Origin of the sequence: Streptomyces lunaelactis (assembly GCF_003054555.1) — a bacterium.
GTDB lineage: Bacteria > Actinomycetota > Actinomycetes > Streptomycetales > Streptomycetaceae > Streptomyces > Streptomyces lunaelactis.
Map to the genome: position 1 here is coordinate 4,989,712 of NZ_CP026304.1, position 15,503 is coordinate 5,005,214.

Annotated in this window: 19 protein-coding genes; 13 read left to right on the top strand and 6 right to left on the bottom strand. The window is 70.4% G+C overall.

Annotation, left to right across the window (positions count from 1 at the left end):
• Positions 1–2 precede the first annotated feature (2 nt).
• The 3 genes from SLUN_RS23005 to SLUN_RS23015 all read left to right on the top strand — a co-directional run bounded on the left by SLUN_RS23005 (position 3) and on the right by SLUN_RS23015 (position 3,195).
• The gene (locus SLUN_RS23005; RefSeq protein WP_108151222.1) at positions 3–1,031 is read left to right on the top strand and encodes a cysteine synthase family protein; all 1,029 of its coding nucleotides are present in this window, start codon (positions 3–5) and stop codon (positions 1,029–1,031) included.
• 4 nt (positions 1,032–1,035) lie between these two features.
• Entirely contained in the window at positions 1,036–2,433 is a 1,398-nt protein-coding gene (locus SLUN_RS23010; RefSeq protein ID WP_108151224.1) for an MATE family efflux transporter, read from the top strand.
• A 183-nt stretch (positions 2,434–2,616) separates the two neighbouring features.
• Positions 2,617–3,195, top strand: a complete 579-nt coding sequence (locus SLUN_RS23015) for a hypothetical protein (RefSeq protein ID WP_257153783.1) — start codon at positions 2,617–2,619, stop codon at positions 3,193–3,195.
• Positions 3,196–3,241: 46 nt separating this feature from the next.
• Here the strand turns inward: SLUN_RS23015 and SLUN_RS23020 are convergent, their stop codons facing one another.
• Positions 3,242–3,859 carry a TOPRIM nucleotidyl transferase/hydrolase domain-containing protein gene (locus SLUN_RS23020; protein ID WP_108151228.1) on the bottom strand — a complete coding sequence of 206 codons (618 nt, stop codon included), beginning with the start codon at positions 3,857–3,859 and terminating at the stop codon, positions 3,242–3,244.
• 249 nt (positions 3,860–4,108) lie between these two features.
• Between SLUN_RS23020 and SLUN_RS23025 the strand changes: the two genes are divergently transcribed.
• Positions 4,109–5,725 (top strand): MFS transporter, encoded by a 1,617-nt coding sequence (locus SLUN_RS23025; RefSeq protein ID WP_108151230.1) that lies wholly within the window; start codon positions 4,109–4,111, stop codon positions 5,723–5,725.
• A gap of 70 nt (positions 5,726–5,795) precedes the next feature.
• On the opposite strand, the gene SLUN_RS23030 is transcribed toward SLUN_RS23025, so the two are convergent.
• Positions 5,796–6,089, bottom strand: a complete 294-nt coding sequence (locus SLUN_RS23030; RefSeq protein WP_108151232.1) for an amphi-Trp domain-containing protein — start codon at positions 6,087–6,089, stop codon at positions 5,796–5,798.
• A 152-nt stretch (positions 6,090–6,241) separates the two neighbouring features.
• Positions 6,242–7,123, bottom strand: a complete 882-nt coding sequence (locus SLUN_RS23035; protein WP_108151234.1) for an AraC family transcriptional regulator — start codon at positions 7,121–7,123, stop codon at positions 6,242–6,244.
• Between the two features lie 89 nt (positions 7,124–7,212).
• Here SLUN_RS23035 and SLUN_RS23040 point away from each other — a divergent pair, with 89 nt between their 5' ends.
• The gene (locus tag SLUN_RS23040; protein ID WP_108151236.1) at positions 7,213–8,220 is read left to right on the top strand and encodes an aldo/keto reductase; all 1,008 of its coding nucleotides are present in this window, start codon (positions 7,213–7,215) and stop codon (positions 8,218–8,220) included.
• Positions 8,221–8,302: 82 nt separating this feature from the next.
• Here the strand turns inward: SLUN_RS23040 and SLUN_RS23045 are convergent, their stop codons facing one another.
• The gene (locus SLUN_RS23045) at positions 8,303–9,067 is read right to left on the bottom strand and encodes an SDR family NAD(P)-dependent oxidoreductase (RefSeq protein ID WP_108151238.1); all 765 of its coding nucleotides are present in this window, start codon (positions 9,065–9,067) and stop codon (positions 8,303–8,305) included.
• A gap of 143 nt (positions 9,068–9,210) precedes the next feature.
• Complete coding sequence (locus SLUN_RS23050) at positions 9,211–9,546, bottom strand: YnfA family protein (RefSeq protein ID WP_108151240.1); 336 nt, start codon at positions 9,544–9,546, stop codon at positions 9,211–9,213.
• Between the two features lie 88 nt (positions 9,547–9,634).
• Between SLUN_RS23050 and SLUN_RS23055 the strand changes: the two genes are divergently transcribed.
• From SLUN_RS23055 to SLUN_RS39555, 4 genes are all read left to right on the top strand, one after another.
• Entirely contained in the window at positions 9,635–10,117 is a 483-nt protein-coding gene (locus tag SLUN_RS23055) for a hypothetical protein (RefSeq protein WP_108151242.1), read from the top strand.
• Between the two features lie 94 nt (positions 10,118–10,211).
• The gene (locus tag SLUN_RS23060; RefSeq protein ID WP_108154889.1) at positions 10,212–10,931 is read left to right on the top strand and encodes an AAA family ATPase; all 720 of its coding nucleotides are present in this window, start codon (positions 10,212–10,214) and stop codon (positions 10,929–10,931) included.
• 100 nt (positions 10,932–11,031) lie between these two features.
• Positions 11,032–11,514 carry a MarR family winged helix-turn-helix transcriptional regulator gene (locus SLUN_RS23065; protein ID WP_108151244.1) on the top strand — a complete coding sequence of 161 codons (483 nt, stop codon included), beginning with the start codon at positions 11,032–11,034 and terminating at the stop codon, positions 11,512–11,514.
• A 105-nt stretch (positions 11,515–11,619) separates the two neighbouring features.
• Entirely contained in the window at positions 11,620–11,772 is a 153-nt protein-coding gene (locus SLUN_RS39555; protein WP_159100306.1) for a hypothetical protein, read from the top strand.
• Between the two features lie 30 nt (positions 11,773–11,802).
• Here SLUN_RS39555 and SLUN_RS23070 read toward each other — a convergent pair whose 3' ends face one another.
• Positions 11,803–12,756 (bottom strand): GlxA family transcriptional regulator, encoded by a 954-nt coding sequence (locus SLUN_RS23070; protein WP_108151246.1) that lies wholly within the window; start codon positions 12,754–12,756, stop codon positions 11,803–11,805.
• A gap of 219 nt (positions 12,757–12,975) precedes the next feature.
• Between SLUN_RS23070 and SLUN_RS23075 the strand changes: the two genes are divergently transcribed.
• The 4 genes from SLUN_RS23075 to SLUN_RS23090 all read left to right on the top strand — a co-directional run bounded on the left by SLUN_RS23075 (position 12,976) and on the right by SLUN_RS23090 (position 14,810).
• Positions 12,976–13,644 carry a DJ-1/PfpI family protein gene (locus tag SLUN_RS23075; RefSeq protein WP_108151248.1) on the top strand — a complete coding sequence of 223 codons (669 nt, stop codon included), beginning with the start codon at positions 12,976–12,978 and terminating at the stop codon, positions 13,642–13,644.
• Positions 13,645–13,712: 68 nt separating this feature from the next.
• Complete coding sequence (locus tag SLUN_RS23080; protein WP_108151250.1) at positions 13,713–14,027, top strand: hypothetical protein; 315 nt, start codon at positions 13,713–13,715, stop codon at positions 14,025–14,027.
• A gap of 19 nt (positions 14,028–14,046) precedes the next feature.
• Positions 14,047–14,526 (top strand): hypothetical protein, encoded by a 480-nt coding sequence (locus SLUN_RS23085; protein WP_108151252.1) that lies wholly within the window; start codon positions 14,047–14,049, stop codon positions 14,524–14,526.
• 2 nt (positions 14,527–14,528) lie between these two features.
• Positions 14,529–14,810 carry a DUF3817 domain-containing protein gene (locus tag SLUN_RS23090; RefSeq protein ID WP_108151254.1) on the top strand — a complete coding sequence of 94 codons (282 nt, stop codon included), beginning with the start codon at positions 14,529–14,531 and terminating at the stop codon, positions 14,808–14,810.
• Positions 14,811–15,503 lie beyond the last annotated feature (693 nt).

Genomic DNA, 15,503 nt, shown 5'->3' on the forward strand with positions numbered 1-15,503 from the left:
CGATGCCCGGAGCACTCCAGCGCCCCGCCGTGGTCTCCCGCGTGTCCGACCTCATCGGCTACACCCCCCTGCTGGAACTCGCCTCCACCGAGACAGGCAGCCGCCTGTTGCTGAAGCTGGAGATGTTCAACCCCACCGGCACGGCAAAGATCCGTATGGCCCGGGCAATGGTCACCGCCGCCGAAGAGGCGGGAGAACTGCGTACCGGCGGCAGAATCATCGAGTCCACATCGGGCAACACGGGCCTCGGACTGGCCGTCATAGCCGCCGAACGCGGCTACACGTTCACGGCCGTGGTCGACAACCACGCGTGCGTCGACAAGCTGCGCGGCATGAAAGCCCTGGGCACCGAACTCGTCTACGTCGTCGACGACGGCACGGAGGAACTCGCCACGGCCGCCCGCGAGGATCTCGCCGAGGACATGGCCCGCGGCCAGGACAACACCATCTTCACGGAGCAGCACAACAACCCCGCCAACGGCGTCGGATACTTCCCCGTCGCCCACGAGCTCAACGAAGCCCTCGACGGGGCAATCGACGTCCTCATCGGTGCGGTCGGCACCGGCGGCGCGCTGTGTGGCACCGGCCGCGAACTGGGCAAGCTGATCTCCGGCTTCACCGTCATAGGCGTCGAGCCGAAGGGGTCCATAGCTTTCGGCGGTCCCGCCCACGACTACTACCAGTCCGGCACCGGCACGCCCGAAGGCGCCGAGATCGGGGCGCTGGTCGACTTCGACCTGATCGACGAAGGCGTCAAGGTCGGCGACGTCGAGGCGTTCGCGACATGCCGGGCCGTCGCCCGGACCGGACTGCTCATCGGAGGCTCCGCCGGCGGCGTCGTCCACGAGGCGCTGACCCGCCTGCCGTCCCTTCCTCCGGGCAGCACTATGGTCGCTCTGATCAATGACGGCGGGGAGAAGTACATGGACACCGTCTTCAACGACGACTGGATGCAGGAGCGCAATCTCCTGAACGCCGAGGCAGAGCGCGAAATCGACGAACTCCTCAGCAAACTCCGCAGGAACCGATAACCCCATGCTGACCACGCTCCTCCGCGACAGTCGCGCTCTGGCAACCCTTGCCGTACCTCTCGTCCTCGCCCAGCTCGCCCAGGTCGCGCTGACGACCACCGACACCGTGATGATGGGCCTGCTCGGCACCCAGGAACTGGCCGCCGGCGGTCTGGCCATCGTCATCTTCAACCAGCTCCGCACCATGGGTGTCGGTCTCGTCACCTCCGTCGGCAACCAGATTGCCGCCGCCGCGGCCAGAGCGGAGAAGGACGCGCAGGGGGAGGAAGGGACGGCGAACGAGGAAGTCCGCAAGATCCTTCGGGCCGCCCTGGCCGTCGCCACCCTCGCCGGCGTCGTGGGGATCATTCTCATGATCCTCATAGGGCAGGCCCTCACCTGGCTCGGCCAGGACGCGGCCGTCGTCGACCGTACCCAGACCATGCTCAACGCCCTGGCCCCCGGTCTGCTGCCCTGTCTGTGGTTCCAGGCCATCCGCCAGTTCACCGTCGGCATGCGCCGTCCCCAGGCTCTGTTGCAGATCACCGTCGCATCCGTTGCCGTCAACGCCGGCCTCAACTGGATTCTCATCCACGGCACCTTCGGCCTGCCCCGGCTCGGCCTGACGGGCATCGGCGTGGCCACCTCCACCGTCTACCTGCTGTCCTTCATCGCCCTTTACCTCTCGGCGAAGAAGGACAGCGAGCTGGCCCCGCTGCTCAGCCTGAACATTGCCAAGGCGGACCCGGCCACCGTGAAGCGCCTGATCGCACTCGGCGTCCCGATCGCGGCGACGTACGGATCCGAAGCCGGTTTCTTCTCCGTCACCGCGCTGATGGCCGGTTCCTTCGGACCCGACGCGCTCGCCGCACACACTGCCGTCAACCAACTCGTCTACATCGTCTTCCAGGTAGCCGTCGGGCTGTCCCACGCCGCATCCATCAACGTCAGCCGTGAACTGGCGCTTGGTCGCACCGATGACGCCCGCCGCATCAAGAACACCGCTCTGGCCTGCGCCGCCGCCGTCATGGCGCTCGTCGGCATCCTGTATCTCACGATTCCCCGCCTGGTCCTGGCGCCCTTCCTGGACTCCGGCTCCGGGCAGGCGTTGACCATCGCCACCCACCTGCTTGTCGTCACCGCCTTCCTCCAGTTCTTCGACTGCGCCCAGAACATTGGCGTCGGACTTCTGCGAGGCCTCGACGACACCAAGAGCGGATTCCTCATCACCCTCATCGGCTACTGGGCCATCGGACTGCCGGCCGCCTGGCTCCTGGCCTACCCGCTCGGCCTCGACACCCTCGGCATCTGGTTGGGACTGCTCACCGGACTGGCCGCTACCGCGGTGCTCTTGCTGCGCCGCTATTCCGCCTCCCTCAGCCTGCGGACCGCCGGGCGCACGACCATGGCAGCCTCCGCATAAACGGTCGAACCGCCGTCTGATCACGCTTGCGGTTGCTGCTCATCCAGACCTTTTCGAGGGGCCGTGGACCGCGCACAGCGTGCGTCCTCCGCGGCTTCTCTCTTGTACGGTTCACCGGCAGGGGGTCTTTGGATGGGTACGGACATCAGCGGGTTCGTTGAGTGCAGGGCGTGGCGTGCCGACGTGGGGGAGCGAGACGTCGTCTGGCGGGCCGCCGTCGACCTGTACCACCTCAATGACACCCGGAACTATGACGCGTTCGGCTGTCTCTTCGGGGTGCGCAACTTTGCCAACTTCCGGCCGCTGGCCGCCGAGCGTGGCAGGCCCGTCGATGCGTCGGAGGAGGTCCGGGCCGAACTGGACCGACTCGCCCCGTGGCCGGACCAGGCGTACGGCACCACGCGGATCACCTGGGCGGACCTGAAGGCGGTCGACTGGGATGAGCCGGCCGAACGGCCGGACAGCCGCATCCACCAGTACCGGCAGACCCTTGACGGGCTCAAACTCGTGGGCAAAGCCGCCTGGGACCCCAGATTCGCGCAGGCGCTCAACCTGCCACAGCGTCCGACCGACCCGCCGCAGACCTGGCCCGAGGGGACAGAATGGCTCATCGGCGACACCCTCTACAGGTCCGAGACGCTCCGCCGTCGGGACGCGGTCCGGGAGGACGGCGAGTGGAAGCCGGTCTGGGAGGCGATGGAAACGCTCGCGGCGCAGCACGGCGGCGACAATGTCCGGCTCGTCGTCTGGTTCGACAACTGAATGGGTCCGGGGCTTTTGTTGTGAGCTTGGTGACGTCGCCCAGCGGTCAGAGGCTGGTGAGCAGGCCGTCGAGTGGGGCGGGTATGCGGTCGGGGTCGAGGGCCTCGACGAGGACGCGGCCGTAGCGGATCTTGCGCCCTTTTTTGGTGCCGAGGAAGCGCCGCAACTGCTGCTGTGAGGTGCGGCCCCGTTGTGCGGGCTGGTGCAGGAAGGTCTGCAGGGCGCGCAGGTCGCCCTCCGCCCGGACGAGCTCCTCCACCCGTGTCACGCCCAGCGCGCGGATGAGTTCGTCTTCCAGATCTGCCGCGCAGACGAAGAACCCTTGCTGTGCCGCACTGGCCCGCTCCAAGCCGCGGGCGTAGTAGCGACGCTCCGCCTCGTCGCACAGTCCCGTGAGGCGGAGGCCCAGGCCGGGTGGCCCGAGGAGGCGGGCGAAGCGCCCGACGCTCATCGCACCGCCCATCGACAGGACGCAGACTCCTTCGGCCTCCAGGTTCCGGTCGCGACTCGCGGCCAGCGCGCTGACCGCTGCGACGTCGCTCGGCCCTTCGAGCAGGACGGCTGCCCGGACGGGCAGCCGCGCGGCCAGCTCGCGGGCGGGGTCGCCCGGGCCACCGGCCGCCCACGCGGTGACCGCCTCCCGGAACGACCCCATGTCAGCCATGAGACGAGTCTCCGCCCTTTCCGGCCACCACGGTAGGGAATTTCCGTCAGCGCGTCGATCGGCGGTGAGCAGTCGGGCCCGACGGTCCGGACAGGGAACACCAGCTCGCTCCAAGCGGCGGCATGGGTGACGATGAGCAGCACGACGGGCGAGCAGGCCGATGCTGCCGGCGCGGAAATGTCCGCCAACTGGTCGATCCCCGAGGCGGGTCGAGGATCCGTTCGCCTGGTCCGCTGGGATGATCCGCCCATGGCACCCAGGGCGGGCACCCCCGAGAGTTCGACAAAGTCGGGACTCGTCCTGCTGACGCTCGCGTCCGGGCAGTTCCTGATGGCGCTCGACAGCTCCGTCATGAACGTTTCGATCGCGACGGTGGCCGACGATGTCGGCACCACCGTGACGGGGATCCAGGGGGCGATCACGGCCTACACGCTCGTGATGGCGATGTTCATGATCCCTGGCGGCAAGATCGGCGCGATCATCGGCCACAGGCGTGCGTTCATGATCGGCTGCGTCATCTACGGCTGCGGATCACTGACGACGGCGCTCGCCCCGAACCTGCCTGTGCTCCTGTTCGGCTGGTCGTTCCTCGAAGGCGTCGGGGCGGCGCTCATCCTGCCCGCGATCGTGGCCCTTGTCGCCGGCAACTTCGCCGCGGAACGGCGCCCCGCCGCCTACGGACTCGTCGCGGCCGCAGGAGCCGTGGCGATCGCGGTCGGGCCGATCATCGGGGGTGTCGCAACGACGTACTTCTCCTGGCGCTGGGTCTTCGCCGGTGAGGTCGCCATCGTGCTCGGCATCCTGCTGCTCACCCGCCGCATTGCCGACGCGCCGACCGGCCAACGCCACCGCCTCGATCTCGTCGGTGCTGTGCTCTCCGCTCTCGGACTCGGGATCTTCGTCTACGGCGTACTCCGCTCGGACGAATGGGGCTGGTTCCGGCCGAAGCCCGACGCACCCTCCTGGCTCGGGATCTCGCTGGTCGTGTGGCTGATGCTGGCGGGCATCCTCCTGATCTGGATCTTCCTGCGCTGGCAGGCCCGCATGGTGGAGCAGCGCAAGGAACCCCTCGTCGACCCGGCGCTCCTGAGGAACAAGCAGCTCACCGGCGGCCTGACGATGTTCTTCTTCCAGTACCTCGTGCAGATGGGCGTGTTCTTCGTCGTACCGCTCTACCTGTCGGTCGCACTCGGCCTGTCCACGCTCAAGACCGGCGCACGCATCCTGCCGCTCTCGCTGACACTGCTGGCCGCCGCGATCCTGATCCCGCGTCTCTTCCCGGACGTCTCACCGCGGCGGGTGGTGCGGCTCGGGATCCTTGCGTTGCTCGCGGGTGCGGTGGTCCTGATCGCCGCGCTCGACGCGGACGCCGGTGCGGAAATCGTCACCATCCCCCTCCTGTTGATCGGGCTCGGCATGGGCGCGCTGGCGTCCCAGCTCGGATCGGTCACTGTGTCCGCGGTGCCGGACAAGCAGAGCGCGGAGGTCGGCGGCATCCAGAACGCCGTCACCAACCTGGGCGCATCGATCGGTACGGCACTCGCCGGGTCGATCCTGATCGCCGCCCTGACGGCTTCGTTCCTGACCAGCGTCGAACAGAATGAGGCGATCCCGGCCGACGTCAAGAGCCAGGCGACCGTCGAACTCCAAAGTGGCGTGCCCTTCCTGTCGGACGCCCAGCTCAAGGACGCCCTCGACGAATCGGGCACGAGCGCGGAGGTGACCCAGGCCGCGCTCGACGCGAACGCGGAGGCGAGGCTCGACGGCCTGCGCGCCGCACTCGCCATCCTCGCTCTCGCCGCGCTCCTCGCCCTGTTCTTCACCCAGCGGATCCCGACCACCCAGCCCCGCTCGACGGAACCGTAGCGCAGATGGTGTTCGGCCCATCGGTGGTCCGGGCCGGTGAGATCCGGTGCGGACCGGTTCGCGTCTCGCGTCAGTCGTCTTCGCTTCGCGGGGCCTCCTCTGTGCCTGCCACCGCCTGCGATGGCGCTGTCCGGGCCGGCGCGGTCGGCCACTTGAACTCGATCTCCAGCTCGATCTCCCCGTTACCGACCTCGACCTCTATCTCGCTGCGAAGGTCGTCGGGGATCCGCAGGCTCAGTCTCCCGGGGCCGAGTTCCAGTTCGGCATCACCACCGTGCTTCAGTGCGGCCGCGAGCGCCGTGAGCTGATCAGCTGCCTCAAGGCGTGTCAGCGAGCGCTTCTGCTCAAACTTGAGGTCCTTCATGGATGTCTCCGATCCGGCAGAAACGGTAGATAACGCCCATTCTGGGGCCATGTGCCGGATCGGACATCCTCTGTACCGAGGTTCGCCCGGCGGTCGAGCGGTGGTTATCGGCCGGGTGAGACCGGACCGCCCCTCAGCCCGGACACCATGATCTACGGTGTTGCGGCGCTCTCCATCCGGCCGCGCAGGTGCGCCGCGTCCTGGGCGGGCGGCAATCCGTAGGCGCGCCGGTACTCGCGGCTGAACTGGGTCGGGCTCGCGTATCCGACCGCTTCCGCGACCAGCGCGGCCGTGGTGCCGCCGGCGACCAGTCTCCGGCGTGCCTCCTGCAGCCGCAGGTGCCTCTGGAACCGCAGGGGGCTCATCCCGGTAGCGGCCTTGAAGTGCCGGTGCAGCGTGGCGGTGCTCATGTGCGCCACGGCCGCGATCTCCTCGACGGTGAGCGGTTCGGTGTAGTGCGCGCTGATCCATCCCGCGGCCTCGCGCACCCGTGCCGTGCCGGAGTCGGCGAGCGCGAACTGGCGCAGGTGCGGTCCGAGGGGGCTGCCGAGCAGCCGGTAGAGGATCTCGCTCTCGGTACGGGCTGCCAGGGGGCGGATGTCCTCGGGGGCGTCCAGGAGCCGTACCCACCGGGTGACCGCGTCGAGGAGCTCCGGTGTCATCAGGGCGATGCCCTGCCCGGCGGGATGGGGCTGCGGACGCGGGCTCGATCCGTCCAGTTCCAGCAGCAGGTCCGCGAGCACCCGGCTGTCGAGCCGCAGCACCGCCGAGCGGTACGGCACCTGCTCGAACACGCACGTGACCGGCAGCACGAACGAATTGAGGAACATCTCGCCGCGCCCTGCCACCCAGCTCCGGTCACCCGCGACGGTGCGCTTGGCGCCGCCGGCGATGAAGCAGACCATCGGCTCGTACAGGAGGTCGGCGGGGGCGACCGGTTCCTCGAGTGCGACCACCGTGAGGCGTGGCACCGCTGTGTCGGACCACCGGCCGTCGCTGTGCCGGGCGATGGCCGCCGCGAGCCGGTCCACCATGCGTCGCCCCACTCCCTGAGAGTTTTGGGCAACACTATGCGATCTGCGGCCCATGACCCGGCGGCGGTCACCGCCCTAGCGTTGAAGGCATGACAGAGAACGACAACAATCTTCCGAAGCGCCGGCTCGGCACGCAGGGCCTGGAGGCCGGGGCGATCGGCCTGGGCACGATGGGTATGACCATGGCGTACGGCGCCGCGGACGAGGCAGGCGGCCTCGCCACCATCCGCCGGGCGTACGAGCTGGGCGTCACCCTCTTCGACACCGCCGAGCTGTACGGCATGGGTACCGGCAGCAACGAGCAGCTGCTCGGCCGCGCCGTCAAGGATTTCCGCGACGACATCGTCATCGCGACCAAGTTCGGCTTCGACCTGACCGATCTTGCCGCCGTCGGCACGGCGATGGACAGCCGGCCCGAGCACATCCGCGAGGTCACCGAGAACAGCCTGCGCCACCTCGGAACCGACCGCATCGACGTGCTCTACCAGCACCGCGTCGACCCGCACGTACCCATTGAGGATGTGGCGGGCACGGTCGGCGAGCTGATCACGGAAGGCAAGGTGGGCTACTTCGGGCTGAGCGAGGCCGGCCCCGACATCATCCGCCGTGCCCACGCCGTCCACCCGGTGTCGGTGCTGCAGACCGAGTACTCGGTGTTCGAGCGCGCCGTGGAGGCCGGGGTGCTGCCGGTGGTGCGGGAGCTGGGCATCGGCTTCGTCCCGTACTCGCCGCTGGGCCGCGGCTTCCTGACCGGGGCTGTGAAGCCCGCCGCCGAGTACCCCGCCGACGACATGCGCAGCTGGGACGACCGCTGGCAGCCGGGGAACTACGAGAAGAATCTGGCCGCTGTCCGTGAGCTGACCGCTCTCGCGGACGCCAAGGGCATCACGGTCACGCAGCTGGCGCTGGCCTGGCTGCTGGCCCAGGGCGACGACATCGTGCCGATCCCGGGCACCCGCAGCCCCGAGCGCCTCGCCCTGAACGTGGCGGCGGCGTACGTCACGCTCACGCCGGAGGACCTCGCCCGCATCCAGGAGATCCTGCCCCATGGCGCGGCCGGATCCCGCTACCCCGAGGTCATGATGCCGACCTGGTGACGCCCGCTGCGCGGAGCGGGCGGGCGGATGCACGACACGGCCGTGCGACCTGCTGTTCACCGCCGCCGGAGCTGAGCAGCGGTCAGAGTTCGCGGTGGACCTTGGAGTTGGAGGCCTGGGCGCGGGGGCGGACCACCAGCAGGTCGATGTTGACGTGGGAGGGGCGGGTGACCGCCCAGGTGATGGTGTCGGCCACGTCGTCCGCGGTGAGGGGCTCGGCCACGCCCGCGTAGACCTTGGCGGCCTTCTCCTCGTCGCCGCGGAAGCGGGTCGTGGCGAACTCCTCCGTCTTGACCATGCCGGGGGCGATCTCGATCACGCGGACCGGGGTGCCGACGATCTCCAGGCGCAGGGTCTCGGCGAGGACGCGGGCGCCGTTCTTCGCGGCGACGTAGCCCGCGCCGCCCTCGTAGGCGGCGTGGCCGGCGGTGGAGGAGAGGATCACCACGGTGCCGTCGCCGCTCGCCGTGAGGGCGGGCAGCAGGGCCTGGGTGGTGTGGAGGGTGCCGATGACGTTGACCTCGTACATCGTGCGCCAGTCGGCGGGGTCGCCGGTGGCGACGGGGTCCGCGCCCAGTGCGCCGCCGGCGTTGTTGATGAGGACGTCGCAGCGGTCGAGGGAGGCGGCGAAGGTGTCGACCGCCGGGCGGTCGGTGACGTCGAGGGCGTACGCGGTGGCCCGGTGGCCCGCGGCGATGAGTTCGGCGGCGAGCGCCTCGATGCGGTCCTTGCGGCGGGCGGTGAGGGCGACGTGGTAGCCGGCGGCGGCGAGTTGGCGTGCGGTGGCGGCACCGATGCCGCCGCTGGCTCCGGTGACGACGGCGACGGGGGTCCCAGCGGCGGTCATGTCGTACTCCTCGCGCGTGTGATCGATACGCGGCCAGGATAGGCGGCGCCGATGGGCGGCGCGGATGCGCGGCGCCGTTGCGCGGCTCTCGGCGGTCTCCGGTCGATCATGGACAGGACCTGGGGACCGGTGGCGCGACGGAGTCAGTGGCCGCGCGGGGCGTACATGATCACGGCCATGCCCGCCAGGCAGATCAAGGCTCCGGTCACGTCCCAGCGGTCGGGGCGGTAGCCGTCGGCGACCATGCCCCAGGCGATCGAGCCCGCCACGAAGACTCCGCCGTACGCGGCGAGGATGCGGCCGAACTCGCCCTCCGGCTGGAGCGTCGCGACGAAGCCGTACGCACCCAGGGCGATGACTCCCGCGCCGATCCAGATCCAGCCCCGGTGCTCCTTGAGGCCCTGCCAGACGAGCCAGGCGCCGCCGATTTCGAAGAGGGCGGCGAGGACGAAGAGGGCGGCGGACCGGGCGACGAGCATGGCGACAGGGTGTCACGTGAGACGCCCGGGACTCGCCGGAGCTGACGGGCAATCAGGGCATAAGGGAGATTATGGGTATCTTCTGCCTATGTGTCTGATGCGCAAGGTGCTGTGGGCGGCGTCCGCCGCAGTGGTGTTGGTGGTCTGTACGGGGGCGAGCGCGGGCGCGGGCGACCGGGCGATCGCGCCGGAGGCGGATGTGGCGCACCACGGCCGTGTCGCGCTCACGAACGGCCGGCTCTCGGTCCGGCTGCTGACGGAGAGCCATGGTCCCGGAAGCCTCGCGAACGCAACGGTGCGGCTGGCCTTCTCGGTGTCGCCGGCCGGGGCTCAGGCGCTGCCGGCGGGATGTCTGTGGGCCGGGGACCGGATGGTGTTCTGCGCGACGGGCGCGCTACGGGCCGGCGGGGTCGGGCGGCAGTTCGCGCTCGAACTGAGGACGGTGGGGGCGCCCGACGAGGTGGTCGTGACCGTCGGCACGCAGTGGAACGGCGGCGCGACCGACCGGAACCCGCAGAACAACGAGCACCGGGTGCTGGCGCCGGCGACCGGCGACTCGTACGCATTCTGAGCGCGTGCCCGGCGACTCGTACGTCTTCTGATCGGGCGAACGGCGAGCGGGCGCCTTCTGGGCCGGTGTCCTGCCCGTGGGCGACACTGGGCCGGTGATTGTCGAACGCGCATACGTCCACCTGCCCTCGTGCGACGAGGGCGAGTGGCCCTGGTCGGTGCCCTGCGTCCGGCAGCTGCTCGACGAGGGGCTGCGCTTCACCGCACCCGTGACCTTTCTGGTCGGTGAGAACGGCTCGGGGAAGTCGACCCTGGTCGAGGCGCTGGCGGAGGGTTTCGGGCTGGACTCGTACGGCGGCTCCCACGACTGGCGATACGCCTCCCACCGCGGAAAGTCGGTGCTCGGCGAGCGCGTGCGGTTCGACGCGGCACCCCGCGGGCGCCGGATGGTCGCCAGCTGGTCGGCGCGCAAGGGGTTCTTCCTGCGGGCCGAGACCGCTCTGGACGCCCTGGGCCGGGAGGGCTTCCAGCCGGATTCGGTGAGCCATGGTGAAGGCTTTCTCGCGGCGTTCCGGGGGAAGTTCCTGCAGACCGGGCTCTACGTGATGGACGAGCCGGAGGCCGCGCTCTCCTTCTCCTCCTGCCTTGAACTGATCGGTCATGTCGACCAGTTGGTGAAGCAGGGCGGCCAGGTCATCTGCGCCACGCACTCGCCGCTGCTGACCGCCCTGCCCGGCGCGGACATCGTCGAGGTGGGCGAGCACGGCATGCGGCGGGTCGCGTGGCGGGAGCTGGGTGTCGTCGACCACTGGCGCCGGTATCTCGCAGATCCGCAGGCCTACCTGCGCCACATCCTCGACCCGCCGACGGACTGACCGGGGCGGCCGCCCCGCCTGGCCGGCGCCGACGGACTGACTCGGCCGGCGGAGCCGCCGTGGCGGACGGAGGTGTGCGTTCGGTCCGTACGATCTCTGCATGACGCAGAAGAATGCGGCCGGTCGCGGCAGGCTCATGGAAGAGCTGTCCACCGCCTCACGCCGCTACATGGCCTCGTACGCCCTGTTCAACCAGGCTCTCGCCGATCATCTGCGGCTCCACCCCACCGATCTGCAGTGCCTCAACCTGCTGGCGCTGGAGCCCGGTCCGGTAACCACCGGGCGGGTTGCCGAGCTCACCGGTCTGACCACCGGGTCCGCGACGCGGCTCGTCGACCGGCTGGAGAGGGCCGGGTATGTCACGCGCGAGCGCGACATCGAGGACCGGCGGCGGGTGCTGGTGACCCTGGTGCCCGAGCGCATGGCGGAGTTCGGCGCGGTGTGGCAGAAGCTGAACGGTTCCTGGTACGCCATGTTCGACGCGTACAGCGATGAGGAGATCGCGCTCCTCACGGCCCATATGCGGCGGACCGTGGAGCTCAGCGCGGCGCAGGTCGAGCGGCTGCGAAGCGGGGAGCTCTGAGAGGTCGTGGACGACGTCAACGGACGTGTGGGACATGCCCGGCTCAGTGGCGGGCGAAGGTCCGGCGGTAGGCGGAGGGGCTGGTGCCGGTGGCCCTGCGGAAGCGTGGAGCCGCCGTTCGATGCGGGTCGGCCCGAGCTGGCACCTGCGGCCGTCCTCGGACGCCTCACGGCGATGATGGCCGGGCCCGTCGGAGAGATCACGCGGGCGTTGCAGGACCTGCGCCTGGTCGAACCGGGCCGCGCGGTCGTCGGCTGACCCGCCGCCGGAGGCCCCGACACACCGGCATCACTGCGCGGCCTGGCCCTGGAAGGCGCGGCGGTAGGCGTTCGGGCTCGTGCCGGTGACACGCCGGAAGCGGTCCCGGAAGGCGGTCGGCGAGCCGAAGCCGACCTGGGAAGCAATCCGGTCGACAGGGTGGCCGGTGGTCTCCAGCAGGTACTGGGCCTGGCGGATCCGGGCGCGGTGCAGCCACTGCAGGGGCGAGGTGCCGGTCTGCTCGCGGAAGCGCCGGTTGAGGGTGCGCACGCTCATGCCGGCCTGCGCGGCGACCTCGTCGAGGGTGAGCTCGCGGCGAGTGTTGTCCTCCATCCAGCGCAGCAGTGGCTCCAGCACCGATCCGTGCGGGGCGGGTGGCTGCTCGTGGACGATGAACTGCGCCTGCCCGCCGTCGCGTTCCAGCGGCATAACGGAAAGCCTGGCGGCGTCCGCGGCCACGGCCGAGCCGTGGTCGCGCCGGATCAGGTGCAGGCACAGGTCCAGTCCGGCGGCGGCTCCGGCCGAGGTCAGGAACTGCCCGTTGTCGACGTAGAGCACGTCGGGGTCCACCTCGACCGCAGGGAACCGTGCCGCCAGCAGCGGCGCGGCCACCCAGTGGGTGGTGGCGCGCAGTCCGTCCAGCAGACCCGTGGCAGCGAGGACGAAAGCACCCGCGCAGATCGACGCGATCCGGGTGCCGCGGCCGGCGGCCTCGCGCAGCGCGTCGAGGACCTCTGGCGGGATGGGCACATCGGGGTCGGCCACGCCGGGCAGCACGATGGTGTCCGCCTCCGCGAGGGCCTGCAGCGGCCAGGGCGCCCTGAGGGTGAAGGCGCCGGCGTCGACCTCACCGGCGGGCGCGCAGACCCGGACGCGGTAGGCGGGGCGGCCGTCGGGCAGCCGGGTGCGTCCGAAGACCTCGATGGGGGTGGACAGGTCGAAGGCGATGACTCCGTCCAGCGCGAGGACGGCCACGGTATGCATGGCCCAACCCTAGGGCTACACCGTGTTCCAGCCAAGCCGCTCAGGGGTCGATCCTATCGGTCCGACTGCCCGGAACCCCTGGTGAACAGCATCCTTCCGGTCTGGCCGGAATCTGTTGGAACCTGGCAATTCAGCCACTATTGATCATTGTCGGCGGTTACTACCGTCGGTTTCGGCGCCCCGCCCGGGGTGCCGCCCCTGGAGAGGAAACATCTACTGATGCTGTGTCAGATTGTGTTGTTCGACGGCTTCGACCCGCTGGACGTCATCGCCCCGTACGAGGTGCTGTTCGCCGGCTCGATGGCCGCGCCGGGCGCGCTGAGCGTCGAGCTGGTCTCGGCCGAGGGCCCGCGCGAGGTGCCCAGCGGCTCCGGGCTGCTCACGCTGCGGGCCACCGCCCGGCTCGACCCCCAGCGAGCGGACCTGGTCCTGGTGCCGGGAGCGGTGGGACCGCTCGGCGACCCGGACGACCCGGACGCCCCCGGCAGCGAGGACACCATCCCTGCCCTGCTGGCCCGTTCGATCACCACCGGGCTGCCCGCTCTGCTGAAAGAGGCCCTCGACCGGCCGGACTCGATCGTGGCCACCGTGTGCGGGGGTTCCATGGTGCTCGCCATGGCCGGGCTGATCGAAGGCCGCCACGCCACCACCAACCACCTTGGCCTGGACCTGCTGGACGCCACCGGCGTGGTCGCGATCGACGCCCGCGTCGTCGACGACGGCGACCTGGTGAGCGGCGCGGGCGTCACCTCCGGGCTGGACCTCGGCCTCTACCTGCTGGAGCGCGAACTCGGCCCGCGGATCGCGCACGCGGTGGAGCAGCTGTTCGCCCACGAGCGCCGGGGCACCGTGTGGCGGGCCGCCGGCCCGGTCCCCGCCGCCTTCTGACGTCCCGCCCCCTGTCTCCGCCCAGAAACCCCATAAGCCCGAAACCCCATAAGGAAGAGCGCACTCCCATGTCTGTCGAAGGAACCTGGAACCTCGCCATCGCCACACCCGTCGGCAGGCAGCAGGCCGTGCTCCGACTGTCGATCGAGGGCGGCGTCCTGCGCGGCGTCGCCACCGGAGAGGCGGAGGAGGTCCCGCTGACCGAACTCACCCTCGACGGCGACCGGTTGACCTGGCGCCAGTCCATCACCAAGCCGATCCGCCTGCACCTGGCGTTCGACGTCGTGGTGCGCGGCGACGAGCTGGCGGGCACCGCCAAGGCCGGCCGACTGCCCGCGACCAAGGTCACCGGCCGCCGCGCTGCGCCGTCGTCCGACTCCTGAACCCCGGAAACGCCCTCCCGTGACGAAATTCCTCCTCGCCGTCCATGTTCTGGCCGCCATCATCACCATTGGCCCGGTCACCGTGGCCGCCAGCATGTTCCCGCCCGCCGCCCGTCGGGCCTTGGCCGCACCTGACGACCCCTCCGGCCTCGCCACAGTCCGGACCCTGCACCGCATCTGCCGGGTCTATGCCGTGATCGCGGTCGCGGTACCGGTGTTCGGCCTCGCGACCGCCAACAGCCTCCACGTCCTGGGCAGCGCCTGGCTCCTCACCTCTATCGCCCTGACGGCCCTGGCCGCGGCCGTGCTCGGCGCCCGCATCCTCCCCCGCCAGGCCTCGGCCCTCGCCGCCCTCGACGGCCCGGCCGGGACGCTGGAGCCCGCGGCCGTCCAACGCATCGCCGGACAACTCGGGATGCTCACAGGGGTGTTCAACCTGCTCTGGGCCACCGTGACCGTTCTGATGATCATCCGCCCCGGATCCACCACAGGAGCCTGACCATGCACCCGCCCAGCCGACTGCTGCGCCTCAGCGCCCCCGTCGAACTCCTCTCCTTGGGCATCCTGCTGGCCAACCTCGCCGTACTGCACCAGCAGGCCGTCGCCTCGGCGATCGGCCCCCTCCACGGCTGCGCCTACCTGATCGCCATCATCGCGACCGCCCGCGAGGTCGGCCCGGACCGCACCGCGACGCTCCTCGCCGCGATCCCCGGCGTCGGAGGCATGCTCGCCCTACGCCGGCTGTCGGCGCCCGCACAACCAAGCTCGGACACCTGCCCGTGACGTGGAGCCCGATGCCCGATGAGAGAGGCGGGGGGCAGGTTCGTCGAACCCGCCCCCCCCGGGCGGGTTCGTCGAACCCCGCAGGCGGGGTCAGCCGTCGGGGGGCGAGGGCGTGGAGGTCTTACGCTCTGGAGTCCAGGACGCGGGCACTGGGCTTCGGATCGTGGCCTTCGTCTCGACGTACCTGCCGCCTCAGCAGGCCGTTGAGTTGCGTGAGGACACCGCCTGCCAGCTCGCGAAGTGGGCGTCGGAGGTGTGCCGGAGCGGGAAGTCGCGCCTATCGCAAAAGGCTGGACAGTCAGCGTGGTTCTGATGCGATATTTCCCCGGACGAGCAGCCGGCGCAGCATCCCGGCCTGCCGGACAACCCGGACTACCAGCAGGTCCTGGCCGTCTTCGCCGACGCCCGGCAACCGCAACGCGCCCAGCGAATCGCCCTCTGGCGCACGGCCCCCGGGCGGGGCGGCGGGCGGCGCGGGCAGGCCGCGCTCCGGGGGTCGGCGCCTGGCTGAACGCGTCTGCGGGCCGCCGCGCCGGCCCCGAAGGGCTGGGCCGCCCGCCTGAAGGCCCGGCGTGGGGGCGGCCTGAGCACCTGGCGTGAGGGCAAGGCCCTCAACGCGGGGGCGTGGTCGGCCGGTCCTTCGTCGACGACCTGCGCAGGATCGCGGGTGAGCGCCTGGCGTCCGGTGCCCGC

Excerpts from the sequence above, each read along its gene's own strand:
- SLUN_RS23025 (WP_108151230.1), top strand. The coding sequence starts at position 4,109 with ATGGCACCCAGGGCGGGCACCCCCGAGAGTTCGACAAAGTCGGGACTC.
- SLUN_RS23030 (WP_108151232.1), bottom strand. The coding sequence starts at position 6,089 with ATGAAGGACCTCAAGTTTGAGCAGAAGCGCTCGCTGACACGCCTTGAG.
- SLUN_RS23035 (WP_108151234.1), bottom strand. The coding sequence starts at position 7,123 with ATGGTGGACCGGCTCGCGGCGGCCATCGCCCGGCACAGCGACGGCCGG.
- SLUN_RS23005 (WP_108151222.1), top strand. The coding sequence starts at position 3 with ATGCCCGGAGCACTCCAGCGCCCCGCCGTGGTCTCCCGCGTGTCCGAC.
- SLUN_RS23065 (WP_108151244.1), top strand. The coding sequence starts at position 11,032 with ATGACGCAGAAGAATGCGGCCGGTCGCGGCAGGCTCATGGAAGAGCTG.
- SLUN_RS23050 (WP_108151240.1), bottom strand. The coding sequence starts at position 9,546 with ATGCTCGTCGCCCGGTCCGCCGCCCTCTTCGTCCTCGCCGCCCTCTTC.
- SLUN_RS23055 (WP_108151242.1), top strand. The coding sequence starts at position 9,635 with ATGTGTCTGATGCGCAAGGTGCTGTGGGCGGCGTCCGCCGCAGTGGTG.
- SLUN_RS23020 (WP_108151228.1), bottom strand. The coding sequence starts at position 3,859 with ATGGCTGACATGGGGTCGTTCCGGGAGGCGGTCACCGCGTGGGCGGCC.
- SLUN_RS23090 (WP_108151254.1), top strand. The coding sequence starts at position 14,529 with ATGCACCCGCCCAGCCGACTGCTGCGCCTCAGCGCCCCCGTCGAACTC.
- SLUN_RS23080 (WP_108151250.1), top strand. The coding sequence starts at position 13,713 with ATGTCTGTCGAAGGAACCTGGAACCTCGCCATCGCCACACCCGTCGGC.
- SLUN_RS23045 (WP_108151238.1), bottom strand. The coding sequence starts at position 9,067 with ATGACCGCCGCTGGGACCCCCGTCGCCGTCGTCACCGGAGCCAGCGGC.
- SLUN_RS23040 (WP_108151236.1), top strand. The coding sequence starts at position 7,213 with ATGACAGAGAACGACAACAATCTTCCGAAGCGCCGGCTCGGCACGCAG.
- SLUN_RS23010 (WP_108151224.1), top strand. The coding sequence starts at position 1,036 with ATGCTGACCACGCTCCTCCGCGACAGTCGCGCTCTGGCAACCCTTGCC.
- SLUN_RS23075 (WP_108151248.1), top strand. The coding sequence starts at position 12,976 with ATGCTGTGTCAGATTGTGTTGTTCGACGGCTTCGACCCGCTGGACGTC.
- SLUN_RS23070 (WP_108151246.1), bottom strand. The coding sequence starts at position 12,756 with ATGCATACCGTGGCCGTCCTCGCGCTGGACGGAGTCATCGCCTTCGAC.